Origin of the sequence: Trichocoleus sp. FACHB-262 (assembly GCF_014696035.1) — a bacterium.
GTDB lineage: Bacteria > Cyanobacteriota > Cyanobacteriia > FACHB-46 > FACHB-46 > Trichocoleus.
On sequence record NZ_JACJPK010000085.1, the window covers coordinates 93,169 to 118,367 of the forward strand.

The window sequence follows — 25,199 nt, forward strand, 5'->3', positions numbered from 1 at the left end:
CTCCTGTAGGAGAGGGGTTGGAGGAGAGGTTATCAAGGCCTTTCCTGAAGCGTGACAACTCTTACCCCACTAGAAACATAATGCAGTTCAAGCTTCCAGCGTTTCTCCGTCAGTTGCTAAAAGCGACAAGTTTTTGGAAAGATAACGACCTGATTCTACGAGAGTTTCAGTATTTTCCAAAAATCGCAATATTGGCTGTGGTTTTCTCGCTTCTAGCGGCAGCATTTGAGGGATTCGGATTAGGGTTCTTGTTGGCGTTCTTACAAAACTTGGTTAACCCTAGTGCTGAACCTTTTCAAACCGGAATTCGTTGGTTTGATCTTTGGATTTTAGGTATAAACACATCAGAGACCAGCCGTTTGTTTCGGGTCTCTGGCTTAATTTTGTTATCAACTTGGTTGCGAGCAGGATTTAACTACCTGACTTATGTGTATACCGAAAAAGCCCAAATGCACTTGGTGAATCGCTTACACAAGCGAATTTTTGAGCAGTGGCAATCCTTGAGCCTGAGTTACTTTAGTAAATCCCAATCGGGTGAACTGCTGAATAGCATCACTAGTGAAATTGGGCGGTTGAGGCAAGTTTTTAATTTAAGTGCTTTCATTATGACTAAAGGCTTAACCCTTTTAGTCTATGTGGCGATTATATTTAGCATCTCCTGGCAGCTATCGATTAGTTCGGTGATGCTATTTGTCCTGCTAGGGGTAGGGTTATCCACGCTCAATAAGCAAGTGCGAGAAGCAAGTTTTCCGGTGTCGCAAGCCAACGGTCGGTTTGCTTCGATCGCGATGGAATTTATTAATGGAATTCGTACCGTCCAATCTTTTGCGACACAAGATTTTGAGCGCAGGCGGTTCTATAAAGCCAGTGATGACATTGTGGAGGCAGGAACCAACGCAGTCATTGGCTGGGCGATCGTGCGTCCTCTAGCAGAAGGATTAGCAACCACTATTTTGATCGGTATGATCATTGTGGCACTGACTGTGTTTGTGGCTAATGGCACGATGCAAACCGCTTCGTTGCTCACATTTCTATTCATCTTGTTTCGTCTAGTGCCCGCAGTTCATGAAATCAATGGCAACCGAGCATTAATTAGTAGCTTTCGCGGCTCAGTAGACAATATTAAAGAGCTTCTGCGCACTGATAATAAACCATATTTACCCAATGGAGTTCGGGAGTTTACTGGAGTCAAAAAAGCGATCGAATTGGTCTCCGTTGACTTTGGTTATGACCCAATTCATTTGGTGCTGCAAAATGTTACTCTCACGATTAATCGCGGCCAAATGACCGCTTTAGTAGGGGCATCAGGCGCAGGAAAAACCACATTGGTTGATTTGATTCCCCGCTTCTACGACCCAACTCAAGGCAAAGTGTTGATGGACGGCGTAGATCTGCGCGAGTTTGATGTCAATTCGGTCCGTCGCCGCATGGCAGTAGTGAGCCAAGATACGTTTATCTTCAACACTTCTGTCCGTAACAACATTGCTTATGGCTTAGACGGGGTAGATGAAGCTGCAATTTGGGAAGCTGCTAAATTTGCCAATGCTCTAGAGTTTATTCAAGAAATGCCAGAAGGGTTTGATACCCAACTGGGCGATCGCGGGGTGCGGCTCTCTGGGGGTCAACGGCAACGACTGGCGATCGCACGGGCACTGCTTCGCAACCCAGAGGTTCTGATTCTCGATGAAGCCACGAGTGCGCTGGATTCGGTTTCAGAACGTTTGATTCAGGAATCTTTAGAAAAACTGTCTACAGGTCGCACGGTGATTGCGATCGCCCACCGACTCTCCACGATTGTCCGAGCGGACAAGGTGGTGGTGCTAGAGCAGGGGCGAATTGTTGAGCAAGGCACCTATCAGGAGTTGCTCGCTCAAGGTGGCAAGCTGTGGAAATATCACCAAATGCAACATGAAGTTGGCTCAACCGCTGGATGAAGCATATAAGGAGTCGCAACCGTTAAGCCAAGGAGATTGCTATGAAAATTCTGGTCCTAGAAAATGAACCTTCTTCTCGTCGAGGCGGACAGGAATGGTGTTTGCTCGAAGTTTGTACAGGTCTAGCGCAGCGGGGGCATGAAGTTCATCTGATCTATCGGGAAGATGGAGATTTTTTGCCCAAGTACCAGCAATTTTGCAAGTCGATGACCAAGGTACGACGTTATGTAATTGATACGACCGGAAAACGTCATCTCATCCTCTCGTCGCTTTCCTGGCTCGGCTCCCTGTTGCCAGCACTCAAGATTAATCCTGATGTTGTCTATATTAATCAGACGAGAGAAGCATTTTTTGGGGGCGCTGTGGCTCGGCTGAAGCGGGTGCCCCTGGTCTGTCACCTACATATCTTTCCCCACAAAACATTTCGGCCACAGATTAAGTGGGGGTTGAAACATGTCACCCGGTTTATGACGGTTTCGCAGGCCACGCTTCAAGGTTACCTGCGAGCTGGATTTGACCCCAAAACGCTGCAAGTGGTTTACAACGGCATTGACCTGAAACGGTTTTCGATGCAGGGCGATCGCCAGCAAACTCGGCAGCGGCTAGACGTACCTCCAGATGCTTTTGCCGTGCTCTATGCAGGTCGCATCGATCGCCCTAAAAACATTGAAATGCTGATCCGGGCCTTTGCTCAACTGGGATTACCACCTGAGCAAGCACGGTTGATGATTGTCGGCAGTCCTGTGGTTCACTCCTCACCCGAAGCGGCAGCAGCGTATGTCCAGGAACTTAAAGACTTGTGCAGCCAACTGAATATCAGCGACAGTGTGCATTGGTTAGGCCGCCGCACCGATCTCCCGGAAATATTCCGGGCTGCCGATGTTTCGGTATTGCCCAGTTTATTGCCAGATACCTTCGGGTTGGTCTTAGCTGAGTCGATGGCCTGTGGAACTCCAGCCCTCGGCCTCAAATATGGTGGCATTCCCGATGTTCTCTCAGATGAATTTGAAAAGTTTCAGATTCCTGTCGGAGATGTGGCGGGACTGAGCGATCGCCTGCGGTCTCTGAGGAATTGGCAAGAAACAGATCCGACTTTAGGCCAGCGGTGTCGCGCCTATGTCGAGAAGCGTTTTCCGGTGGAGCGGATGGTGGCTGAAGTAGAAACCGTGTTGCAGGAAGCAGTCGAGGCAGGTCCGGTGCGGTTAGGTCCCTCGCCCGAAAGCCTGCAAGCTTGGGAGCACGAAGTCGTGACCAATCCGACAGCACTGGCAGGATTAGTGACTCGGTAGCAGTCCCCCAATCGTATGCAAGCGATCGCCAACTAGCGCCAGTCGCAAGGTCTAAATCTCAGAGGTATCCGATGAATTTAGTGGAAACTCACAGCAATCCAGATGTTTCGATCATTATTCCGCTCTATAACAAGGGCCGATATATTGCTAGAGCTTTAAATTCCATCTTGGCTCAGACACATCAAAATTTTGAAATCATCGTGGTGGACGATGGCTCCACGGACAACGGGCCAGAAATTGTCCAGAGCTACACAGATCCTCGTCTGCAATTTATCCGTCAGGCAAATGCAGGACCAGGCGAGGCTCGCAATCGAGGAATTCGGGAAAGTCGAGCCTCCCTGATCGCTTTTTTGGATGCGGATGATGAGTGGCTGCCAACCTATTTGACTGAGTCTGTGCAGAAGCTCCAAGCACATCCAGATTGTGCAATGAGTGCCTTTGGCCGCTTCTTGGGTAGCGATCGCACTAGTTGGGAGCCTGAGTGCCGACGGTTTGGAGTGACAGAAGGGGAGTGGCGGATGCCAATTAACCTGGATGGTCAGTCAACCAAGCAAGTCATAGACTTCTTTCATCCGGGTGCGATTGTCTGTCGGCGACAAGTGTTAGAACGTTTTGGTGGCTTTTATACCAAGAATGGCTGCAACTATGGCGAGGATGTATATCTGTGGGTGCAAATTGCCCTGAACTACAAAATCTATCGCAATCCCACGCCTCTCTTTTGGTGGCATACCGAAGCCTCTGAGATCTCGGCTTATAGTGCGAGAAAGATAGTGCCGCCTTGGCCGATGCTGAGCGATCCTCAGCCTTTACGGATGGATTGTCCGCCTGAATATCACTTGACGTTGGAGCGTTATTTGACTTATTTAGCGGTCATTGCTGCCGAACGTTGCATTCGGGCAGGCGATCGCGTCACCGCAGAACAGCTTTTGCAAGATTATCCAGTGGCACAAAATTTTTTGGGAGACTACCTCAAACTCCAGGTGCATCTCTGGTTAATGGACTCGCCTGGCTTACGGGATCGGCTGCGGCAGGTCAAGAGCTTGGTGCGATCGTAAACTCAAAGACTTTGCGGTGTGAGATGAGTCGCTAGGGATGAAATTGAGTCATGAAAATTGCTTTTGTCGTCGGGGAATTTCCCTCTCTATCTCAAACTTTTATCCTGAGCCAAATTACAGGATTAATTGACCGAGGACATCAAGTCGATATTTATGCCAACGTTGGGCAAAAGCAGCCTAAAACTCATCCAGATGTCGAGAAGTACGATTTGCTGCGCCATACTCACTATTGGCCCCCTATCCCTGAGAATCAAATCTGGCGATGGGTCAAGGGGACTGGGTTACTGTTGACGCATAGCTTCAAAGATCCAGTGCTGTTGGGGCGATCGCTCAATGTGTTGAAGTACGGCAAAGAAGCGGCCTCTTTCCGATTGCTCTACCCCACCCTTCCCCTACTCAAAGAGCGGCCTGCCTATGACATTATTCATTGCCACTTTGGTTGGAGTGGGTTGCAAAGTGCCTTTCTCAAGGATATTGGTGCCCTCAGAGGGAAACTAATTACTACCTTTCATGGCTTCGATATTACGACCAGTTTGAAGCTGTTTGGCGATCGCCTCTACGACCCTCTATTTCGCATGGGCAACCTGTTTCTGCCCATCAGTCAGCGGTGGCAGCAACGCTTGATTGAATTAGGTTGTGATGAGCAAAAAATTATGGTTCACCGGATGGGCATTGACTGCCAAAAGTTTACCTTTGCACCGCGCCAACCCGATGCCGATGGTCGCATCCGCTTAGTCACGATCGCCCGCTTAGTGGAGAAAAAAGGAATTGAGTACGGCATTCGAGCTGTGGCTCAACTAGCTGAAACGTACCCAAACCTGGAGTATCACGTAGTTGGGGATGGGCCACTGCGAGACGCTTTATCTGATCTGATTCAAAACCTGGGTGTGCAGAATCGAGTGAAGCTGCTCGGTTGGAAACAAGACCAAGAAGTGTTTGAGATTTTGAACCAAGCTCACATTTTGCTAGCGCCGAGTGTCACCAGCCAAGACGGTGATCAAGAAGGAATCCCCGTGGCTTTGATGGAAGCAATGGCAATGGGATTACCTGTGATTAGCACGTTCCACAGTGGCATTCCAGAGCTAATCGAACATGGCAGTTCTGGTTTTTTAGTGCCTGAGCGGGATGCTGATACTTTAGCTAGCAAGCTCAGCTACTTAATTGAGCAGCCAGAAATTTGGCCTCAAATGGGGCACGCAGGTCGTTCTTATATAGAAACTCACTACAACATCAACCAGTTGAATGACCGATTGGTGGAAATTTACCAGCAACTGTTGCTTCAACCCTGTTAGTAAATTCAGAGGATGACCTATGCCCCAAGTTTCTGTCGTGATTCCCACCTACAACGCGATCGCCTACCTGCCCGATACCGTGGCGAGTGTCCTAGAGCAAACTTATCCAGACTTCGAACTGTTAATCGTAGATGATGGCAGTTCCGATCGCACCGTGGAATGGGTATCTGCATTAACCGATCCTCGCATCAGGCTGATTACCCAGGAAAATCAAGGGTCAGCGGGAGCCCGGAACCGAGGCATTGCGGAAGCTCAAGGAGAATATATTGCTTTTCTAGATGCCGATGACTTGTGGGCACCGACCAAGCTAGAAAAACAGGTGCGGTGTTTGGAGGCAGATCCAGCCGTTGGGTTGGTCAATACTTGGGTGGTGAATATGGATGCGGCGGGCAACTTAACCGACCAAGTGTTAATGTCGGATGCTGAGGGAGAGATTTGGCAAGCGATCGCCGAAGAAAATCAGATCTTTTGTGGTAGTTCTCCGATGGTGCGGCGTAGCTGCTTTGAAACGGTGGGAGTTTTCGACCAAACACTGCGATCGGCGGAAGACTGGGATATGTGGATTCGCATTGCCGCTCGCTATCACTTTGCCGTGGTCAAGGAGCCGTTGGTGTTTTATCGCCAGCATGCCAACAGCAAATCCAATAACTTGCAGCGGCATCTCAACCATCGTTTGAAGGTAATCGACAAAACCTTTGCCTCTGCCTCCTCAGAAGTCCAGTATTTGAAAAATCGAGCCTATGGGCGGGCTCATCTGTCGGTCGCTTGGAAGCCTCTGCTGGCGAAGGATTACGACACTGCGTTAAGTTTGCGGCGACAGGCTTTGACCTACTATCCTCAACTTCGTTCCACCAAAAGCTATCTGCGCCTGGGTCTGATTATTACCGCCATGCGTTGGTTAGGTCCGCAAGGCTACCAAAAGCTGAGAAACCTGTTGCACACTCTCCGCAAGCAGAAGCCCTGGCTGAAACAAGAAGTGCCTGGTTAATTTCCTGGTTAATTTCCTGGTTAATTTAGTGAGCCTAGGCTTTGACAGCAATGAATGATTGAACTTTGTGAGGATTGGGGAAACAGATTATGACCGCAGAGACCAAGCATCAGGGGCCTCTCGTCAGTGTGATTATTCCGACCTACAATCGCCCCGATTACTTAAAGCAGGCGATCGCGAGTGTCGTTCAGCAAACCTACACTAATCTTGAAATCATCGTTTCAGATGACTGTAGCCCGGAGCATCCCCAACCGATTATTGATGCTTTTCAAGATGCGCGGATTCGCTTGCGCCGCAATCCGACTAACTTAGGCATTGGCTTGAACGCAACCTACGCCTTCAAAGAGGCTCAAGGTAAATATGTAGCGAGCCTGAATGATGATGATCTTTGGTGTCCAGATTTCCTAGAGAAATTAGTACCACCGTTGGAAGCTAGCCCAGATTTGGCTCTAGCGTTCTGTGACTACTTCATCATCAACTCAGAGGGGACGATCGACGCTCTAGCCACAGAGAAACAATCTTGCCGGGAAAAGCGGCATCAATTGCCAGCAGGTATTTATCGGCCCTTTTGGGAACTGGGTTTAATCGATCGCTCGGTATTTGCAGCTTCTGCGGCCTTAATTCGATATGAGGCTGTGGCTTGGGAGCGCTTACAGGAAGCAGGCGTATTTTGGGACTACTACATTAGCTATCTGGCTTGTCGTTCTGGTCAGGGAGCTTACTACTGCCCAGAGCGCTTAGCTTGCTACCGCATCCACGCTCAGTCAGAAAACATGACCAGCGGGAATCGCAACGCCCAAGCCAAAATTCGTAAAGGTAAGGCAGGAATTGCTTGCTATGAAAGCTTTATGGCTGATGCTCCGACTCCAAAGCTACGGAAATACTTTGAGCGGGAATGGGCCTACGCTAATACGACTTTGGGGATTGGATTGTTGCGGGCAAATCAGGCGATCGCAGCTCGACCCTATCTCTTGCGATCGCTCCAATACCAAAAATTGAATCTTCGGACGATGGTGGCTTTGGCTTTAAGTTTTATCCCTCAGTCGTTAGCGAGCCCTTTTTTGCAAATGCGAAATGTCTTTGCCGAGCATTCCAATCATTTGTAGGTCAACTCTCTGTTCTGTTCCTGAAGATGGTTGCCTTAAAATCCTGAAAACCTGAAAATCTATTGAATTTTGAATTATTAAATAATAGACCTTTAGAGGAAAAGAGAAATGATTCAAGCCACCTTAATTCGCTCAATCTCAACAGTTATCATTGCCCAAAATGAGGAAGAATGTATTGCTAATGCCATTCAATCTTGCTTACCTTTTGCGGATGAGATTGTTGTGGTTGATGGTGGCAGTCAAGATGCTACAGTGCAAATTTCTGAGAGCCTGGGCTGTAAGGTTTATACCAATCCTTGGCCAGGATACTCGAAGCAACGCAATTTTGGAGCAGACCAAGCAAAGCATGATTGGATCTTTTTTCTAGATGCTGATGAGGTGGTAGATACAGAGTTAGCGATCGCAATTTCAGCTTGGAAAACGGGTTTGGAGCCAACTACTAAAGCTCTCTCTGTGAAACGAGTTGGAGACTTTTTTGGCAAATGGCTGGATAGCCGAGCCGAAGCCCATGTGCGCTTGTATGACAAAACTCAATGTCGAATTAAAGATGTGCTCGTTCATGAAGGGCCTGATGTCAAAGACGACCCTGTGACGTTGTTGCCAGGAACTTTATGGCATCAAGGATTTCGAGATATGAGTGATTTAGTAATTCGATTTAATAAATATACTGATTTGGATGCTAACCAAGCTCATTTGTTAGGCAAGAAATTTAGTTTAATTAGATTGCTATTAAAGCCACCTGCAAAGTTTTTGCAACAATATCTTTGGTATGGCATGTATCGCCAAGGTTTAGCAGGTTTTACATTAGCTAGTTTGTGGAGTTATTACATTTTTCTCAAGGAAATCAAGCTCTATGAAATTGATTGGCGAGCTAAAGGGGATACTCAACCAGAACCGAAAGAATTTGGTTTATCTGTGACACCCACTCATCAAGTTCAAGCTTAAGTTTCTCGCACTTTTTTAGTCATTAACTACTTCACAAGCTCATGCAAATTCGCTCCTCCAGAGCAGCCACAAAAAGCTTTGACTTTGGTTTGAAACCAGCCCCTGCTTGGATGGCAATCCTGGGTTTTACCTTGTTTTCAGCCTTATGTCTGGTGGTGAAAGCAGGGCTACTCAGAATTGCGTTTCCGGGGGGCGCTTTTCTGGTGGGATTGTTTCTCTATGGGCGTTATCCCTTGCTCTACCTAGGCTTTACTTGGTGGATCGCGTTTTTGTCGCCTTGGGTGCGACGCATGGTGGATTACAACAGTGGTTGGGTGGACCCAAGTACTATCTTGTTGGCTCCTTTTTTGGTCATGTTAGTGACCCTAGCAACTTTGGTGCGATCGCTGCCTAGAGCCACACGCCAGGGAGGTTTGCCCTTTATCTTGGCCTTTGTGGGAGTTATCTACGGCTTTTTGGTGGGGCTGATCAAATACTCACCAACGGCTGTAGTAGTCCCCATGCTGAACTGGTTCACCCCGATCCTGTTTGGGTTTCATCTATTTGTCAATTGGCGGAGTTATCCGAGTTACCGCCAAAGCTTAGAGCGCATATTTCTTTGGGGCGTTTTAGTTTCAGGGGCTTACGGCGTGTATCAATATTTGGTGGCACCACAATGGGACCGATTTTGGCTAGTCAATTCCAAAGCCATTGCCTTTGGTACCCCAGAACCCTTGGGCATTCGGGTCTTTAGCATTATGAACTCTCCTGGCCCCTTCGCCACAGTCATGCTGGCAGGCTTAATGTTGCTGCTAAGCGGCAAAGGCAAGCTGCGATTTTTTGCCTCTGGGGTGGGCTATTTGTCGTTTCTGTTGTCTCTGGTCCGCTCGGCTTGGCTTGGTTGGGGAGTCGCGATGTTGACCTTTTTGCCATCCCTGAAACCAAAGCTACAGATGCGTCTGGTGGTGACGATTGTGGTGATGGCGCTTTGCATTATTCCGCTCGCCAACCTTGATCCGTTTGCCGACACGATTGGAGCCCGTTTGCAGTCTCTCACGAATACCAAAGGAGATGTCAGCTATAGCCAGCGCAGCGAGGGCTATGCCGCGACCTTGAGTTTAGCCCTCTCCCAATTTCTCGGCCAAGGTTTGGGATTTGTGCTGGAAGGCACCAGTTTGGGTAGTAATGACAGCGGCATTTTGAGTATGTTTTTCTCGCTTGGTTGGTTCGGCACCATTCCTTATTTAGGTGGCATTATTTTGCTGCTGTTTAGCTTATTTCAGTCTGTCGATATTCGGGCCGATACCTTTGCTAGTGCGGCTCGTGCGATCAGTTTGGGCGTATTTGCCCAAATTGGCTTAGGCAGCGTCACATTGGCCCTTTCAGGAGTTGTGTTCTGGGGTTTTGCGGGTATGGCTCTGGCTGCTAGCCAATACCATCGCTACCAACGGTTAACAGCTTTGCAGTCAGGATGAAAAGTTTAGAAAAAGCGATCGCGACTCTCTCGTTCTTGATCGCGCTGGATTTCACTTAGTTTCAGGAGAAATGCATGAAAGATGCTTCAAATTATCCTGCGGCTGCAATCAGTCCAGCACAGTTAGGCACTTCAACTAAGGGAGTAATCGCAGATTCATCTACCAAGAAGAAGCTAGAACTAATTCAGGCTTGTCGAGGTATTGCAGCGCTGTTGGTGGTGTTGTTTCACGTCACTGAATTTAGTCAGGAAAAGTTAAATCAAAACTTCCTGTCAGGGCTATTTGCTTTTGGGGGTTCAGGCGTTGATTTCTTTTTTGTGTTGAGTGGATTTATTATCTTCTTCGCTCACCAAGCTGATATTGGGCAGAAACAGAAACTTAACGCTTTCATGGTTAAACGGGTTATTCGTGTGTACCCCCTCTATTGGATCATCACCCTGACTTTATTGCCAATTTACTTTTTAATTCCCTCATTTGGCAAAGGCTACGAGCGAGATTTAGGTGTGATTTTAAAGTCACTTTTGTTAGTGCCTCAAGAAAACTTTCCGGTTTTAATCGTTGGCTGGACCCTAAGCCACGAAATTTTCTTCTACTTTATCTTTGGTTTGGCAATTTGGCTCACACCTAAAGTTTCTCGATTTGTGCTTTGTAGTTGGCTAGGCGGGACTTTGGCCTTTTTCTGGTTGAGTGTCAGCGATCGCGCCTCCGCTGTACAGCCACCCCTGCTCTTGAACTTTATTTTTAATCCGCACAATCTAGAGTTTGCTTTTGGTTGTTTGGCGGCTTATTGGGTAGTAGGGAAAAGAATAAAACCAGGAGTAATCTACTTGATTGCAGGAGTAGTATTATTTATCACTTCGGGGTTGGGTGATAACTACACAAACGTAGAAATTCCTGATGTGATTGCTTATGGGTTACCCTCGATGTTAGTTGTATTAGGGGCAGCCTCGATTGATTTGAATCAAGGCTGGAAAACTCCCACTTGGCTGGACGGATTAGGAGATGCTTCCTACTCGATTTATTTAGTGCATTATCCCTGTTTGGCTGCCTGTTTCAAGGTGGCGATCGCGCTAAATCTTGTCAGTTTATTTGGGAATTTCCTCACCATGAGCCTGTTGACTGTGATCGCAGTCATTGTTGGTTGGTTGACCTACTTGTATCTTGAAAAACCGTTAATTACTTGGCTACGACGTAAGTTAGTTCCGAAGCAATCTGCTTGGGTTAATGCTCAATAACTTCAGTTGAATTCAGTGTTGATAAAAAACCAGCTTATTTAGTTCTGAATTGATTCTGGCGTTTCTAAGGATTTCTTATGAAGATTCTCTTCTTAGATCAAAGCGGCAAGCCAGGAGGGGCAGAATTATGTCTGCTGGATATTGCGAAACCCTATCGCGATCGCTGTTTAGTCGCTTTATTGGCAGATGGCCCTTTCCGGGATCTCCTAGAGCAACATCAGATTCCGGTACAGGTGCTTAGCTCTGAAGGCATCCAAGTACGAAAAGATAGCGGCTGGCGGCAAGGCTTTGGTAGCTTAGCTCAACTCCTGCCCCTAATTACCCAAGTGGTGCAGTTGAGCCGCAACTACGACTTGATCTATGCCAACACCCAGAAAGCCCTTGTTGTGGGAGCTTTGGCTGCTTGGCTCAGTCGTCGGCCTTTGGTTTATCACTTGCATGATATTCTCTCACCCGACCACTTCAGCTCCATGAATCGGCGGCTTGCTGTCACTTTGGCAAATCGGTTTGCCTCTTTAGTGATTGCCAACTCAGAGGCGAGCCAAACCGCTTTTATTGCGGCGGGTGGTCGTGCTGAGTTAACCCAAGTCATTTATAACGGCTTTGAACCCCAAATCTATCAATCTTCCAACGCTGAGGCTGTGCAATTGCGGCAGCAACTGGGCTTGGAGGGGCAGTTTGTAGTGGGTCATTTTAGTCGGCTTTCCCCTTGGAAAGGGCAGCATGTCTTGCTGGAGGCTTTGGCGCATTGCCCACAGGATGTCATGGCTTTATTTGTCGGTGACGCTTTATTTGGAGAGCAGCAATATGTCGAACAACTGCATCAACAAGTCAACGCGCTCGGTTTACAAAAACGGGTGCGTTTTTTAGGGTTTCGTTCTGATGTCGTGACCCTGATGAAATCTTGTGACCTGATTGCTCACACGTCCACAGCTCCAGAACCGTTTGGGCGGGTAATTGTAGAAGCCATGCTCTGCGGCAAACCGGTGGTTGCTGCTAAATCGGGCGGTGCGATCGAATTAATTACGCCTGAGGTTGATGGTTGGCTAGCGACTCCTGGAAATCCTCAACAACTGGCAGCTGTGATTAATCTCTGTCGGAATCAACCAGAACGCTCCCGCGCGATCGCCCATCACGCTCAAATCCAAGCTAGTCAACGCTTTGACCTGGACATCATCAACCAAAAAATTGCTCAACTCCTAGGGCAAACCCTTGCACGAGTCCCGCAGGTTTAATTACACCTAGACTCTTCCTCGTTATTCGCAAGTTGCCAGCTTATGAAGTTTTCCCTTGCTTGTTCCATGAAACGCTACCGTTATCCCTTACTAGCCTTACTCAGTGCTCTACTAATTGCCTGTACCGCTTCCTGGTCTCCCTCGCAGGCCCAATTACAACCAGAGCAGGCTCGCAGTGCTGACTCATTCGTGAACTCGATTGGCGTGGCAACTCATCTACGCTATGTTGACACTGCCTATGGCAGCTACGACACGATTATCAGACCCAAATTGCAAGAGTTGGGAGTGCGCCATATTCGTGACGGAGGTAAGAACTCAGAGTTTTATCGCCGACTCAACGATTTAGCTACCCTGGGAATCAAATCAACCTTAGTGATGGATTCTAGAGATGGCATTACGCCTGCCAATGTTGTTGCAGAGGCAATTCAACCTGTCTTGTCCTCGATTGAAGCAGTCGAAGGGCCAAATGAGTGGGATGTGAATCCTCAAGCAACTTATAAAAACCAAGCTTTTCCGGAAGGGCTGCGGGCTTACCAAGATGAACTGTATGCCGCAGTCAAGGCAGATCCAACGACAGCCGCATTACCTGTGCTCATGCCTTCCTTGGCCATTCCCTACTATGCTCCTCGCTTAGGCTCCCTGGCTTCGGCGGATCTGGGCAATATGCATAGCTATGCGGGGGGCAACTTGCCCAGCCAGGACCTAGACACAAAGTGGGTGCCTTTGACTCAGGCAGTCACGGGGGTAGCTAAGCCAATTGTGGCGACGGAATGCGGTTGGCATAATGCCACCAGCGATCTCAAAGCGTCTCAGCCAGGGATTTCGGAACTTGCAGCAGCTAAATACGTCCCTAGACTCTATCTGGAGTATTTTAATCGGGGCATCCAGCGATCGTTCCTTTACGAACTCATCAACGAGCGCCAGGGCACTACCCAAGAACAGAACTTTGGTCTGCTCCGGAACAATGGCTCTGCTAAACCTGCCTTTGACTCCCTAAAGAACTTGATTGCTCTGCTAAAAGATCCGGGTTCTGAGTTTGCTCCGCAGGCTCTGAGCTACAGCCTGAGCGGCAGCAGTGGTCCCCTAAGTCCCGCTGTGCATCATACGCTGCTGCAAAAACGGGATGGCCGATTTTATTTAGCGCTGTGGCAAGAGGTTTCTAGTTTTGATTTGCAAACGAAACTGGATGTTTACGTTCCTCAGCAGACTGTGACTGTAACTCTGGGAACGCGAGTGCGTCAGGCAACCACCTACAAACCGTTAGCGTCTGTCGCTCCTGTGCAGCGGTACGCCAATCCCAAGCAATTAAACTTGACTATCTCTGATCATCCGCTCGTGATTGAGCTAGTTCCAGCGTAAGTGAACCGATAACCCAAGCAACTGGAGGATTCTATGCCTGTAACCTTGCGATCGCAGCAACCATCTGTGAGCTTATTTATCCCTAACTTAGCGGGGGGCGGAGCAGAGCGAGCGATGTTGCACTTGGCTCAAGGCTTTGCGGCAAGAGGCTTAAAAACTGATCTAGTGCTGGCTCAAGGAGAGGGTGCTTATCTTGATAAGGTGCCTGCCAATGTCCGTTTGATTAATCTCAAAGCCAAGTCCCCTGTCATCGTTTCTAAAACTTGGGCGCTCAGACGCTACTTGCAGCAAGAAAAACCCGATTTCTTGCTCTCAGCTTTAGATATCGCTAGTTCTGCAACCTTGGCCCAGCGCTTAGCAGGGGTGCCAACTCGGATTGTGATGTGTGTGCAAACCAATCTCTCGCAGCAGTTTCAAGATAGGCATGGAGGGACTGGCAACGTTCGGCCTTTTTTGGTGCGGCAGTTTTATCCTTGGGCCGATGCGATCGTGGCTGCTTCTCAAGGAACAGCGAGAGATGTGGCGCAGATGGCAGGCTTGTCTGAGGATAAGGTGCAAGTCATCTACAATCCAGTCGTGATGCCAAATTTAGTCGAGAAAATTAAAGCACCGATTCATCATCCCTGGTTTGCGGCTGGAGAACCTCCGGTAGTTTTGGGGGTGGGGCGGTTAGTCAAGCAGAAAGATTTTCTCACCTTAGTCCGCGCTTTTGATTTGGTGCGACAACGCCATCCCGCCCGATTGATGATTTTGGGAGAAGCCGATCCACGCGAGCCTCTGGTGAAGCCAGAGTTGGAAGCTTTGATTCAAGAGTTAGGCTTGCAAGATAATGTAGCGTTGCCTGGCTTTGTCGAAAACCCTTATGCCTACATGGCACAGTCAGCCGTGTTTGTGCTCTCCTCGATTTATGAAGGATTTGGCAATGTGGTCGCAGAAGCCTTGGCCGCAGGTACTTCTGTCGTTTCGACAGATTGCGAAAGTGGCCCCGCAGAGATCTTGAGCAATGGCAAATATGGTCGCTTGGCTCCTGTCGGTGATTTCAAAGCTTTGGCAGATGGAATTATTGCCGCGCTAGAGCAACCAACCGATGCTGAAGTGTTACAGCAGCGGGCCAATGCTTTTGCTATGGACAATATCGTGGGGCAATATCTGGATGTGCTGGAGAACCTCAGCCGCCAAGATGCTCTTCAAGCTAGCTAATCTACAAGACAGCTAAGTCGTTGAGCAGAGAACGTGATGCGAATTCTCCATATCCTGAATGATGTCCGAGAACTCGGAAACGGCATTATCAATGTGGCGATCGATCTGGCCTGTTTGCAAGCCAAAGCGGGGCTTGAGGTAGCCGTAGCCTCTGATGGTGGCGAGTACGAAACCCTTTTAGCAGACTACGGTGTCACACATTTCCCCTTAAATCAGCAGCGGCAATTGGGGAATTTCCTCCGAGTTACCAAGGAATACCGAGCGATCGCCCAAACGTTCCAACCGGATATCGTGCATGCCCACATGATGACCGGAGTGGTTTTGGCGCGCTGCTTACGCAGATTTGGCAACTATAAGCTAGTTTCTACCGTTCATAACGAGTTTCAGCGCAGCGCTACTTTAATGGGCGTGGCTGATCGCGTGATTGCAGTGAGCCAAGCGGTGGCTGATTCAATGGTGCGCCGAGGCATTCCTCAAAGAAAGCTGCGAGTGATTCGCAATGGCACTTTGGGGAGTCCTCGCCAGCGTTCTTCTCTCCCTGCGATCTCTCTCCAGCATCCCGCGATCGCTACCGTGGCAGGAATGTATCAGCGCAAAGGCATTACAGAATTGATTACGGCTTTTGCTCAAATTGCCGCAGATTTCTCAGAGGCACATCTGTATTTAATTGGCGAGGGGCCTGACCGCCAGATGTTTGAAGCCCAAGCTCAGGCTACGCCAGTATCAGAGCGCATCCATTTTCTAGGGTTTCAACCCCAACCCCAAAGATATTTGCAAACCACGGATATTTTTGTGTTGGCTTCTCATCAAGAACCATTTGGCTTGGTGCTGTCGGAGGCGCGGGAGGCAGGCTGCGCCATCATCGCCAGCAATGTAGATGGTATCCCAGAAGCATTAGATCAGGGGGCCGCAGGTTTATTAGTTCACCCTAAAGATAGTGCAGCGATCGCGGCAGCTTTATTAGAATTGCTTCAGTGTTCTCAGCAGTTGCAAGCCTGGAAGGAACAGGCCCAACGCAACTTAGCTTGGCTGAGTGTGTCGCGTGTGCATCAAGAAACTTTAGCAGTCTACCAAGAGCTGATAGCAGAACGCGATCGCTCTAAAGCATTTACCAGTTTTGAATTGTAATATTTGCTGTTTCCTCCCTTGAATTCAGGCACTGGCTTGAAGGTGGGTCTCTATCTAGTCAAGTAGAACAACTCGTCAAACCAGACATCCTATGTAGACCTGTCCCCCGTCTTCTCTCCTTCAGGAGAGGGGTGCTGTAGGCGGGGTGAGGTTGGCCTGGACAAATCTCACTCATCCAGTACTTCAGCCATAACCCATGAGTTTTCAGTCTCCGCTTGTTTCAGTGATTATCCCTGCATATAACACTGAACTCTATATTGGCCCAGCTTTGGAATCAGTTCTGTCACAAACGTATCAAAACATTGAAGTTTTGGTAGTAGACGATGGTTCGCAGGATCGAACTGCCGAAATTGTTGAATCTTTTGTGCAAAGAGATCCGCGCGTGCAGCTACTGAGGCAGAAGAATGCTGGAGTGGCAGCGGCTCGGAACCTAGCGATCGCCCATGCTCAGGGAGAATACATTGCTCCGATTGATGCCGATGATATTTGGTATCCCCAAAAGCTAGAAAAACAAGTGCAATGTATGTTGCGATCGGGGCCAGAAGTTGGTCTAGTTTATACCTGGTCGGTTCATATCGATGAAGCGGGAGCCATTATTGGCAAATATAATCTAGAACGAGCTTATAAACCAGAGGGTTCTATTTATCCAATTTTGGTTTATTCCAACTTTTTGGATAATGCTAGTAACCCAATGATCCGTCGCACTTGCCTAAATCGGGTGGGAGGATTTAATCCAGAATTGCGGGCGCAAAATGCTCAAGGCTGCGAAGATTGGGAGTTGTATTTACGCATCGCTGATGCTTATGAATTTCGCGTTGTGCCTGAGTTTTTAGTTGGGTATCGCCAGTTACTCGGCAGTATGGCCAGCAATTGCCGAGCGATGGCTAAATCCTATCAGTTGGTCATAGCAGAAGTGCAAACTCGCCACGCTGAAATCCCACCTACTATCTATCGTTGGTCTAGGGGATGCTTCTATCACTATTTGATGGGTAAAAGCTATAAATCTGGAGCGCACTGGCACACATTAGAGTGGCTGGCTCTGACACTTAAGGATGATCTGAGCTTGCTACTGCGTCCTGGTTTGTATCCCATGATCCTGACCTGCTTACTCAAAATTGCCGCTAAACCAGTTACTTCCTTGATTTGGCCTGATCACCGCTCTTGGCTGGAATTTAGACAGCGCTTTAGATTGCCACCGCGTCCGCTAACGATTGAAGAGATTAACAATCAGGAGACAAAGCCCCTGCCAATTCTGAAACCCTATGATTGGGTACTTTTATGGCGTTGGACAAAAGCAATGAAAATTTGTCAACAGCTTGCCTCTATCAAATCAAAAAAATCACAAGAATTGCTGCTTTCGCATTAAACTTTTAGCAAAATAGGAATTTATGAAAGAGGCGAAAGCAATCAGAAAATTGTTTCCTTTATTGAAGCTGTATCCTTGGGCAATCCCAGTTATTGTAGTCTTGGGAATTTTAGCTTCTCTCTCTGAAGGATTAGGAATTAGTTTATTTATTCCTTTATTGCAAAGTTTTTATTCTGGCACGGCTCAAACTGCTCAGAGTAATGTCTTGATTGCTTTTTTTGATCGAATTTTTGCTCAAATTCCGATTCAAAACCGTTTACCCATTACTGCTGGATTTATCTTTGGCAGCGTTTTGCTAAAAAATGCTTTGTTGTATGGCAACACTCTCCTGTTTTCCTGGTTAAATTGGCGGATTAGCTATCAGTTGCGTTCGGGTATTTTTAGACAGCTATTAAGTGTTAGCTATAGCTTTTTAGAGCGTTATCCGTCGGGCAAGCTTCTCAGTACTTTAGATAACGAAACCTGGCGCACTAGCCAAGCGCTATCTGTACTGGTGGGTCTCATTATTAGTAGCTGCACAGTCGTTGTGTTTACAATTTTGCTGCTGCTCATTTCCTGGAAGCTAACACTTTTGGTAGCAGCGGTCATGCTACTAATTTCCAGCATGATTCAATTTATGACTCGCAAAGTTAAGCAGTTGGGCAAGCAGGCTGAGAAGGCAAACGCCGTCTTTGTGCAACGGGTGTGGGAAGGATTGCTAGGGATGCGAGTGATTCGGGAGTTTGGCCGCGAATCCTATGAACAAGCCCGCTTTGATCAAGCTTCTCGGCAAGTTTGTCACTCCTTTATGGAACTCGATCGCATTTCTGGGGCAGTTTATCCGCTCTCCGAAGTGCTGTCTACCGGTTTGCTGGCTGGCATTTTAGTCATTGCCTTGCAGCAACAAGTAAATCTGCCCACCTTACTCACCTTTGTGTTTATGCTCTATCGACTGCAACCGCAGGTGCGGCATGTAGATGGAGCGCGAGTGAATTTGATGTCACTCACCACGGCGATCGATGATGTCATGTCTCTGCTCGATCGCAGTGATAAGCCTTATATTCGCTCTGGCAAAGCTCGGTTTACAGGATTGCGGCAGGCGATCGCGTTTCGAGCCGTAGATTTTTGTTATGGGACAGGTGAGAAAACCGCGCTGCAAAATATCTCAATTTGTATCCCTAAAGGTAAAACAACGGCGATTGTGGGGCCTTCTGGAGCGGGTAAATCTACTTTGATCAGCCTGATTTGTCGGTTTTATGACCCCACTAGTGGCGAAATTGAGATTGATGGTCAGCCTTTGCCTCAGCTCAATCTGGCCGATTGGCGCGATCGCATTGCAGTGGTTAGCCAGAGCGTGCACATCTTTAGCACCACGGTTTACGAGAATATTGCCTACGGTCGGCCCGAAGCAACAGAAGCAGAGGTAATCGCCGCGGCTAAACAAGCCAATGCCCATGAATTTATCACCCAGCTTCCGCAGGGATATCAAACTCAGGTCGGTGATCAGGGAGTGCGCCTCTCAGGGGGCCAACGACAACGTCTGGCGCTCGCTCGTGCGATTATCCGGAACCCCGAAATCTTGATTCTTGACGAAGCCACCAACGCCCTCGACAGTATCTCAGAGCATCTAATCCAAGAAGCCATCAATGCGCTCAGCCAGCGTTGCACCTTGATTGTGATTGCCCATCGTCTCTCGACCATTGAGCAAGCCGACCAGATTATTGTGATTGAGGAGGGACAGGTGACAGAGCAAGGAACCATGGCAGAACTGCTCAAGCGCGATCGCTTATTCGCCCAGTTATATCGCTTGCAATATCGCAATGTTCAGCTCTAGGAATGGTGCTATACCAATTCTCTAAACTCAAATTACAGATTATTGTAGGGGCGAACGGCCGTTCGCCCCTACTCTTACAACGGATTAAATCACTGAGTTTATGTATCTCTATCGCTGTGTGACAACACCCGATTCACACCGCTGAGAATGGCTAACAATGATGCAGTGACGATGTTGGAATGAATGCCCACGCCATGCAGCGAACCAGAGAGGCGATCGCTCGTGACTTCGACATAGGCGATCGCTGCTGCATCACTGCCTTGGTTGAGGGAGTGCTCCTCGTAATGGTCTACGCAGATATCCAAATTCAAGGCTTGAAGGAAGGCATCGATTGGACCGTTGCCTTGTCCTTGTAGTGTGACTGGTTGGCCATCCTTCTCCAATGTCACGCTGATCGTTTGCTGTGAATCCACTTCTTCGAGGTGATGAGCGAGATATTTGAGGGGTGAAACAGCTTGCAAATATTCCTGCTCAAACAACTTCCATAAGTCAGCTGCGGCCATCTCCTGACCATGTGTATCTACGGCTTGCTGCACAATACGGCTGAACTCGATCTGTAAGCGTCGAGGCAACACCAAGTTGTAATCTCGCTCTAACAAGAAAGCAATTCCACCTTTGCCAGACTGGCTATTCACTCGAATCACAGATTCGTAGGTGCGTCCGACATCGGCTGGATCAAGCGGTAAGTAAGGAATTTCCCAGATATCCTCCGATGACTGTGCTGCGAATCCTTTTTTGATCGCGTCTTGGTGCGAGCCAGAGAAGGCGGTGAAAACTAAATCACCGACATAAGGATGGCGAGGATGAATTGGAAGTTGCGTACAGTCTTCTACTAATCTGGCGACTTGATTAATTTGGGAGAAATCTAAACCTGGATCAACGCCTTGAGTATAGAGATTGAGTGCCAGTGTCACCAAGTCTACATTTCCGGTGCGCTCACCATTGCCGAATAGACAGCCTTCCACGCGATCGGCCCCTGCCATCTGAGCCAGTTCTGCTGCTGCGATCGCACACCCGCGATCATTATGAGGATGCACGCTTAAAACCACACTGTCTCGCATGGTTAGATGACGATGCATCCACTCCACCTGATCTGCAAAGATATTGGGAGTAGACACTTCCACCGTGGCAGGGAGATTAATGATGGCTTTGCGCTCGGGAGCAGGTTGCCAAACTTCTAGCACCGCATTACAGATCTCCCTCGCAAAGTCTAACTCTGTCGAGGTAAAGACTTCAGGCGAATATTGGAATTGCCAATCGGTGTCTGGTTGCTCGGCAGCGAGTTCGTTAAAAAGTTGAGCGGCGGTGACTGCGAGGTCAATAGTGCCAGGGCGATCGAGTCCAAACACAACACGACGAAACACGGGAGCGGTGGCGTTGTAGAGATGTACAATCGCGCGTTTGGCACCGCGTAGAGACTCGAAAGTGCGGCGAATCAAGGCTTCGCGGGCAGGAGTCAAAACTTGAATCGTGACATCATCGGGAATCAAGTTTTGCTCAATCAGATGACGCACAAAGTCGAAGTCAGTTTGTGAGGCGGAGGGAAACGCAACTTCGATTTCTTTGAAGCCAATCTGCACTAGCAAATTGAACATCTGTAATTTTTGCTCTCCATTCATCGGCTCGATCAGCGCTTGATTACCATCGCGCAAGTCGGTGCTGAGCCAGATGGGAGGTTGGGAAATGATATTGTCGGGCCAGGTGCGATCGCGTAAGGCGACTGGGGGAAAGGAGCGGTATTTGTTAGCGGGCTGTTTCAACATGATCGACAAATCCTTAATTTTTGCGGTTGATGAGGTGTTGTGGCGGTGGTAATTAAAAGATTGGGGTTGTCAGATTGCAATGTAGGTTGCCACTCAGTCCGAGCCTGACAACCCACCCACAGTCGCAGTAATGCCTCAAATGTTTGTTGCAGTTGCATTGGGAATCTCCGATAAGTGTCCAAATACTAAATAGACCTAACCCCCCAGCCCCCTTCCCTACTAGGGAAGGGGGAGCTAGAAGCCCCTCTCCGCGTCGGGGAGGGGTCTAAAAGAAGCCCTTCAATTGGAAAAAACTTGAAAAAACTAGATTCAGCTCACAGAATTATTTGCGCGCAAGGCGCAGCAGCAGTCCCAGCCCTAGGAGTAGGGTTGAGGACTGGCGTAGCGATCGCTGCTGTATGCGCATAAGACAAAGTTGGTATGACTGCTTGTATCCTAACGGCAAGCGATCGCTGGGTCAAGAGATGATGGTTGAGCCAGGAGTTAGAGCCCTAGCAACCTAAAGAGTCCGAAGACATTACTTAGAGGTGATAGAACGTTCCCTACGGTATCGGAGATACCTGCTAGAGAGGAGCGACCAATAATGACTGTATCGTTGTTGCGGAGGGGTGGATTGCTATTGTTATTCAAGCCTTGGGCCAGGTTAACTGAAATGACCCGCTTGGATACGGTACCGTCAGGATTGAGGCGAATCAGTGTTACAGCGCTTTGTTTAGCCCGACGCTTATTGAAGCCCCCTGCTGCCAGTACTGCCTGATTTAACGGCGTATTGGGTGGTACTTCTACAGCTCCTGGTTTGACCACTTCACCTACGATATTGACGGTGATCTTATCGGGGGAGAAGCTGGCGGCAGCAAGTTCGGTGGCTTCCTTGGCACTCATGGCGGTGGCAGTTGGAATCACAATCGTGTCGCCATCTTGTAGGGGGAGATCTTGGCGTAGGTCGCCTCCTGCTAAAAGTTGCCAGAAGTCAATTTTGGTCACTTGAGCAGGGCCAGAATTGGTGCGACGACGCAGTTCGATATTGCGGATATCGGCAGTTTGGGTGATGCCGCCAGCGACCTGAATCGCCTTAGTAATGGTAGGAATTTTTTGTTGAGTATTGGTGTTGATGCCAGTCTCATTATCAGTTGCACCGCTAATAATATAAGGGCCTGGACGCTGCACTTGGCCCACAATGGCAACTTTGAGGGGACGAGTTTCAGTCGTGGAGAAACTCGCAGAGGCTAACTGCGATGCCTCGTCTAAATTGATACTTTCAGAAGCAGGAATGAAGATACTGTCGCCATCCCGTAAGGCAACATCTTGATTGATATCCCCTGTTTTTAGGAGCTGCCACAGATCGACATTGAGCACAGCAGCGCCAGTACTGCCAGGTCTAGCTCGGCGAATTTGTACACGACGCACATCTGCCGCTTGGGTAATGCCACCTGCAAGTTCGATCATCCTTGTGACTGAAGTTCCGCCAATGTCGGTAGCTGAGGCTTCTGGCTTGGTACTGTAAGAACCGGGACGATTGACTTCACCCGCGATCGCGACTTTGATGGGGCGAGCTGCTAATAAACTAATCGTGACTAGAGGCTGTCTGAGATAAGGGGCAAATTTAGCGCCAATGTCGTTAGAAGCTTGTTTTAAGGTTTTGCCTTGCACCGAGACAGCACCCACTTGGGGTAGGTTCACAGTGCCACTCGGCAAGACAAGAAACTCGCCGCTGTACTCTGGGACTTCAAAGAAATCAACTCGAATGCGATCGCCCGCTCCCAAAATGTACCCAGCGTCTCCGGTTATTGCTGCACTCGGTTGTAGGTTGGGGACTGTCTGAGCAAATTGCGCCACACCGGGAGCAGGCCAGGCAATCAAGCCCACCAGCGCCAATAATACTAGCTGCTTTGCGGCTTTGACCCGTTGCTGGGGTCGTCCAGATTGTTGAGTTGGTCCCAGCGCTATGGCTTGGAGATACCACCGGATTGGGGATTCTAAGCTTGAGCGATTCATTGACACCTCCACAAATGGCTAGTTAAGAGTTGGGCTTACGACTAAAAGCTGGCACCCTAAGCACTGCCATCAAGACAAACAAAATGGAGAACTTTTGTAGCAATTCAGTTTGTCCAGTCTCCCCTAGGTTTGAAGAATTCGAGGTTCTAAAGTTCCCAAAATGCATAACTTGCGATGTGGGGATCGTAGGTTAGAGAAGCAATTATCTAAGTTAATCCTATAGAGGGGTGGCTATAAGTCTTGTTTCTATTTAGATCAGATATAGGCTTTCATCTACAGATCATGGATGACTTTAAGGTTGATATAGTACTCTTTCTCATTCGCAGCGGCTTCGAGTTTGGCGAAGACTTTTCTATGGATGCAAATGGTGACTTGATCATCGGCAATCCAGATACCTTTTCAGCTTTGACAGAGTTATTGGATTCTTTGAAGGATTAATTGCTAGGGCAAACGAGTGAATGGATGCAGCGGTTCTCTCGTTGGTGGCATGAGCAAGTTTTGGTGTAGCTCAGCAGGTAGCTAAAGCCAGTTAGTGATCCTAGAAATGCAGGTTTAACCAAACTGCACGCAATCAGTAAAGTTGGCACTATTGCGGAGCTAATTTAGGCCAAATAACTGAATAGAAGTAAACCAGAAATACCTAAGCTGAGCTTATGAGTTGAGCCAGGTAGGCTTTGGTGTAGAGCTATGTTGCTTCCAGATTATTCCTGAATTAACAATTCATCGTTTTAAGTTTCTAGGGGTTCAAGGTGACTTGCAAGATGGGATGCGGCACCGCTCGGAGCTTTATCGCCATGTCGCTTCCTTTGAAATTGAGCAACGTCGTCAGGCATACGCTTTAGGAATTGACTTGGCTCAACATGGGGGTAAAACGGTTTTAACCCGTTCTCAAGATAGTTGTGCCGTCTGGGTCAGCCTGCGATCGCGCTGCGGTATGACCAAATAGCTCACATTCGTATCATCCTGACTAGCTATCGAGACCCTGCTGGGCTACGACGGCCAGGAATCCTTCTGGACCTAACGGCGTAGAAGGACATAGTGACGGGAGGCTGAGAGGTAGGATTAGCTTCAGGAGCAGCGGCTGGTGGCTCTGGGTTGGATTCTGAGTTGGATTTGACCCAAGGGAAGAAGCTGAGAACTGTCTGCTTGAAGTTCATGGAGTTGACCTCGCTGATGCACGTTGAACTTGGTGGAAGTTCTATAGCTTGAGTAAATCTCGCTAGCAGCAAGTGAGGTGCGGTGGTTGATCCAGAACTTCAATTGGCTGATTCAGGATGGCGATCGCAGGCCTAAACTCTGGGTTTTGCTGGAGTGGGACTGTGACAGTTGGCAGATTGGTAAGGTTGGCTGATTTTGAGAAGTTGGTTGCCTCCTTTTTGAAACTCGTAAGAAACTAGCTGGATTTCTGTCTGGTGGCCTTGTTGCTGGAAATGATCCAGTACGGGTTGGAGATGGGGAGAGGTTGCACCAGAAATATCTAAAATTGGGAAGATACGAACTTCGGTGGCAACTCGACAAAGTTCTGCGATCGCCTGAATATGAAACTCGGTCGAGAGCTGATCGGAGTAGGTAAATAGCAGGTGGGAGCAGAGGGCTAGGTCAAACTGCTGGTTTGAAAAAGGGAGATGGGGGAGTTCGGCGGTGAGGTAGCGTCCTTCTGGGAAACCCACTGGAAAATCTTGGAGAAATTGGTTCATCGCAGCCATGCGGACTTCTCCTAGCTGTTCGGGAGAAGCGATCGCGTCCCAGATGTAGCTGTCCCGGTTGGCTGTAACGCCGTTGATAATCTGGGGATAGGTTGCCTGGATGCGTTGGGAGATTTCGTTGGCGCTGAATTGATAAATCGGGTCGCAGGATGTGGCGGCGTAACCTTGGCGGGTCATTTCAGCATTGAAGCTAGCGGGGCCACCGCCACAGTCCAGAATTTTGCGGCTGAGATCTGTGGCGGTCAGGTTAAACATAGCGATGTATTCGCTCAGCGATCGCCCCCAAGGCACAATGGTTTCTAATTTAATACCCACTTGCTACACCCCCTTTTCTCT

21 protein-coding genes are annotated in these 25,199 nt (G+C 48.5%); 17 read left to right on the plus strand and 4 right to left on the minus strand.

Translation table 11 applies throughout. The annotated features are described in order from the left end of the window. Positions 1-80: 80 nt before the first annotated feature. From hepA to H6F68_RS17165, 15 genes are all read left to right on the plus strand, one after another. Positions 81-1,934 (plus strand): heterocyst formation ABC transporter subunit HepA, encoded by a 1,854-nt coding sequence (gene hepA / locus H6F68_RS17095; protein ID WP_190560839.1) that lies wholly within the window; start codon positions 81-83, stop codon positions 1,932-1,934. Between the two features lie 41 nt (positions 1,935-1,975). Then, a complete protein-coding gene (locus H6F68_RS17100) occupies positions 1,976-3,223 on the plus strand; it encodes a glycosyltransferase family 4 protein (RefSeq protein ID WP_190560841.1) in 1,248 nt (415 codons plus the stop codon). Between the two features lie 71 nt (positions 3,224-3,294). Continuing rightward, complete coding sequence (locus H6F68_RS17105; RefSeq protein WP_190560843.1) at positions 3,295-4,278, plus strand: glycosyltransferase family A protein; 984 nt, start codon at positions 3,295-3,297, stop codon at positions 4,276-4,278. Between the two features lie 50 nt (positions 4,279-4,328). Then, positions 4,329-5,570, plus strand: coding sequence for a glycosyltransferase (locus H6F68_RS17110; RefSeq protein WP_190560845.1), 1,242 nt, complete (start codon positions 4,329-4,331; stop codon positions 5,568-5,570). A 19-nt stretch (positions 5,571-5,589) separates the two neighbouring features. Next, on the plus strand, positions 5,590-6,558 hold the full coding sequence (locus H6F68_RS17115) for a glycosyltransferase (protein ID WP_190560847.1): 969 nt from the start codon (positions 5,590-5,592) through the stop codon (positions 6,556-6,558). 89 nt (positions 6,559-6,647) lie between these two features. Further along, positions 6,648-7,664 carry a glycosyltransferase family 2 protein gene (locus tag H6F68_RS17120; RefSeq protein WP_190560849.1) on the plus strand — a complete coding sequence of 339 codons (1,017 nt, stop codon included), beginning with the start codon at positions 6,648-6,650 and terminating at the stop codon, positions 7,662-7,664. A gap of 108 nt (positions 7,665-7,772) precedes the next feature. Beyond that, positions 7,773-8,609, plus strand: a complete 837-nt coding sequence (locus tag H6F68_RS17125) for a glycosyltransferase family 2 protein (protein ID WP_199295809.1) — start codon at positions 7,773-7,775, stop codon at positions 8,607-8,609. Between the two features lie 41 nt (positions 8,610-8,650). Beyond that, entirely contained in the window at positions 8,651-10,063 is a 1,413-nt protein-coding gene (locus H6F68_RS17130) for an O-antigen ligase domain-containing protein (RefSeq protein WP_190560851.1), read from the plus strand. A gap of 74 nt (positions 10,064-10,137) precedes the next feature. Continuing rightward, complete coding sequence (locus tag H6F68_RS17135; RefSeq protein ID WP_190560853.1) at positions 10,138-11,298, plus strand: acyltransferase; 1,161 nt, start codon at positions 10,138-10,140, stop codon at positions 11,296-11,298. 77 nt (positions 11,299-11,375) lie between these two features. Next, positions 11,376-12,533: a glycosyltransferase gene (locus H6F68_RS17140; RefSeq protein WP_190560855.1), complete on the plus strand. Its 1,158-nt coding sequence runs from the start codon at positions 11,376-11,378 to the stop codon at positions 12,531-12,533. Between the two features lie 42 nt (positions 12,534-12,575). After that, the gene (locus H6F68_RS17145; RefSeq protein ID WP_190560857.1) at positions 12,576-13,892 is read left to right on the plus strand and encodes a hypothetical protein; all 1,317 of its coding nucleotides are present in this window, start codon (positions 12,576-12,578) and stop codon (positions 13,890-13,892) included. Between the two features lie 33 nt (positions 13,893-13,925). After that, positions 13,926-15,092, plus strand: a complete 1,167-nt coding sequence (locus H6F68_RS17150; RefSeq protein WP_190560859.1) for a glycosyltransferase — start codon at positions 13,926-13,928, stop codon at positions 15,090-15,092. A 36-nt stretch (positions 15,093-15,128) separates the two neighbouring features. Continuing rightward, on the plus strand, positions 15,129-16,220 hold the full coding sequence (locus H6F68_RS17155; protein ID WP_190560862.1) for a glycosyltransferase family 4 protein: 1,092 nt from the start codon (positions 15,129-15,131) through the stop codon (positions 16,218-16,220). Between the two features lie 196 nt (positions 16,221-16,416). Then, the gene (locus H6F68_RS17160; protein ID WP_190560863.1) at positions 16,417-17,586 is read left to right on the plus strand and encodes a glycosyltransferase family A protein; all 1,170 of its coding nucleotides are present in this window, start codon (positions 16,417-16,419) and stop codon (positions 17,584-17,586) included. Positions 17,587-17,608: 22 nt separating this feature from the next. Beyond that, complete coding sequence (locus H6F68_RS17165; protein WP_190560865.1) at positions 17,609-19,399, plus strand: ABC transporter ATP-binding protein; 1,791 nt, start codon at positions 17,609-17,611, stop codon at positions 19,397-19,399. Between the two features lie 98 nt (positions 19,400-19,497). Here H6F68_RS17165 and leuA read toward each other — a convergent pair whose 3' ends face one another. Both leuA and H6F68_RS17175 read right to left on the minus strand, forming a co-directional pair. Then, positions 19,498-21,162: a 2-isopropylmalate synthase gene (gene leuA, locus H6F68_RS17170; RefSeq protein WP_190560867.1), complete on the minus strand. Its 1,665-nt coding sequence runs from the start codon at positions 21,160-21,162 to the stop codon at positions 19,498-19,500. Positions 21,163-21,645: 483 nt separating this feature from the next. After that, entirely contained in the window at positions 21,646-23,157 is a 1,512-nt protein-coding gene (locus H6F68_RS17175) for an SLBB domain-containing protein (protein WP_190560869.1), read from the minus strand. Positions 23,158-23,439: 282 nt separating this feature from the next. On the opposite strand from H6F68_RS17175, the gene H6F68_RS17180 reads away from it, so the two are divergent. Further along, a complete protein-coding gene (locus H6F68_RS17180; RefSeq protein WP_190439507.1) occupies positions 23,440-23,595 on the plus strand; it encodes a hypothetical protein in 156 nt (51 codons plus the stop codon). Positions 23,596-23,815: 220 nt separating this feature from the next. After that, positions 23,816-24,103: a hypothetical protein gene (locus H6F68_RS17185; protein WP_190560871.1), complete on the plus strand. Its 288-nt coding sequence runs from the start codon at positions 23,816-23,818 to the stop codon at positions 24,101-24,103. Positions 24,104-24,128: 25 nt separating this feature from the next. On the opposite strand, the gene H6F68_RS17190 is transcribed toward H6F68_RS17185, so the two are convergent. Both H6F68_RS17190 and H6F68_RS17195 read right to left on the minus strand, forming a co-directional pair. Continuing rightward, positions 24,129-24,314 (minus strand): hypothetical protein, encoded by a 186-nt coding sequence (locus H6F68_RS17190; RefSeq protein ID WP_190560873.1) that lies wholly within the window; start codon positions 24,312-24,314, stop codon positions 24,129-24,131. Between the two features lie 132 nt (positions 24,315-24,446). After that, on the minus strand, positions 24,447-25,178 hold the full coding sequence (locus tag H6F68_RS17195; RefSeq protein WP_190560875.1) for an SAM-dependent methyltransferase: 732 nt from the start codon (positions 25,176-25,178) through the stop codon (positions 24,447-24,449). Positions 25,179-25,199: the final 21 nt, after the last annotated feature.

What these genes read in the sequence shown, in the direction of transcription:
- H6F68_RS17155 (WP_190560862.1), top strand. Translation starts at nt 15,129, where the DNA reads ATGCGAATTCTCCATATCCTGAATGATGTCCGAGAACTCGGAAACGGC.
- H6F68_RS17180 (WP_190439507.1), top strand. Translation starts at nt 23,440, where the DNA reads ATGGATGACTTTAAGGTTGATATAGTACTCTTTCTCATTCGCAGCGGC.
- H6F68_RS17125 (WP_199295809.1), top strand. Translation starts at nt 7,773, where the DNA reads ATGATTCAAGCCACCTTAATTCGCTCAATCTCAACAGTTATCATTGCC.
- H6F68_RS17135 (WP_190560853.1), top strand. Translation starts at nt 10,138, where the DNA reads ATGAAAGATGCTTCAAATTATCCTGCGGCTGCAATCAGTCCAGCACAG.
- H6F68_RS17140 (WP_190560855.1), top strand. Translation starts at nt 11,376, where the DNA reads ATGAAGATTCTCTTCTTAGATCAAAGCGGCAAGCCAGGAGGGGCAGAA.
- H6F68_RS17145 (WP_190560857.1), top strand. Translation starts at nt 12,576, where the DNA reads ATGAAGTTTTCCCTTGCTTGTTCCATGAAACGCTACCGTTATCCCTTA.
- H6F68_RS17110 (WP_190560845.1), top strand. Translation starts at nt 4,329, where the DNA reads ATGAAAATTGCTTTTGTCGTCGGGGAATTTCCCTCTCTATCTCAAACT.
- H6F68_RS17115 (WP_190560847.1), top strand. Translation starts at nt 5,590, where the DNA reads ATGCCCCAAGTTTCTGTCGTGATTCCCACCTACAACGCGATCGCCTAC.
- H6F68_RS17175 (WP_190560869.1), bottom strand. Translation starts at nt 23,157, where the DNA reads ATGAATCGCTCAAGCTTAGAATCCCCAATCCGGTGGTATCTCCAAGCC.
- hepA (WP_190560839.1), top strand. Translation starts at nt 81, where the DNA reads ATGCAGTTCAAGCTTCCAGCGTTTCTCCGTCAGTTGCTAAAAGCGACA.
- H6F68_RS17100 (WP_190560841.1), top strand. Translation starts at nt 1,976, where the DNA reads ATGAAAATTCTGGTCCTAGAAAATGAACCTTCTTCTCGTCGAGGCGGA.
- leuA (WP_190560867.1), bottom strand. Translation starts at nt 21,162, where the DNA reads ATGTTGAAACAGCCCGCTAACAAATACCGCTCCTTTCCCCCAGTCGCC.
- H6F68_RS17130 (WP_190560851.1), top strand. Translation starts at nt 8,651, where the DNA reads ATGCAAATTCGCTCCTCCAGAGCAGCCACAAAAAGCTTTGACTTTGGT.
- H6F68_RS17120 (WP_190560849.1), top strand. Translation starts at nt 6,648, where the DNA reads ATGACCGCAGAGACCAAGCATCAGGGGCCTCTCGTCAGTGTGATTATT.
- H6F68_RS17160 (WP_190560863.1), top strand. Translation starts at nt 16,417, where the DNA reads ATGAGTTTTCAGTCTCCGCTTGTTTCAGTGATTATCCCTGCATATAAC.
- H6F68_RS17165 (WP_190560865.1), top strand. Translation starts at nt 17,609, where the DNA reads ATGAAAGAGGCGAAAGCAATCAGAAAATTGTTTCCTTTATTGAAGCTG.
- H6F68_RS17105 (WP_190560843.1), top strand. Translation starts at nt 3,295, where the DNA reads ATGAATTTAGTGGAAACTCACAGCAATCCAGATGTTTCGATCATTATT.
- H6F68_RS17150 (WP_190560859.1), top strand. Translation starts at nt 13,926, where the DNA reads ATGCCTGTAACCTTGCGATCGCAGCAACCATCTGTGAGCTTATTTATC.
- H6F68_RS17190 (WP_190560873.1), bottom strand. Translation starts at nt 24,314, where the DNA reads ATGAACTTCAAGCAGACAGTTCTCAGCTTCTTCCCTTGGGTCAAATCC.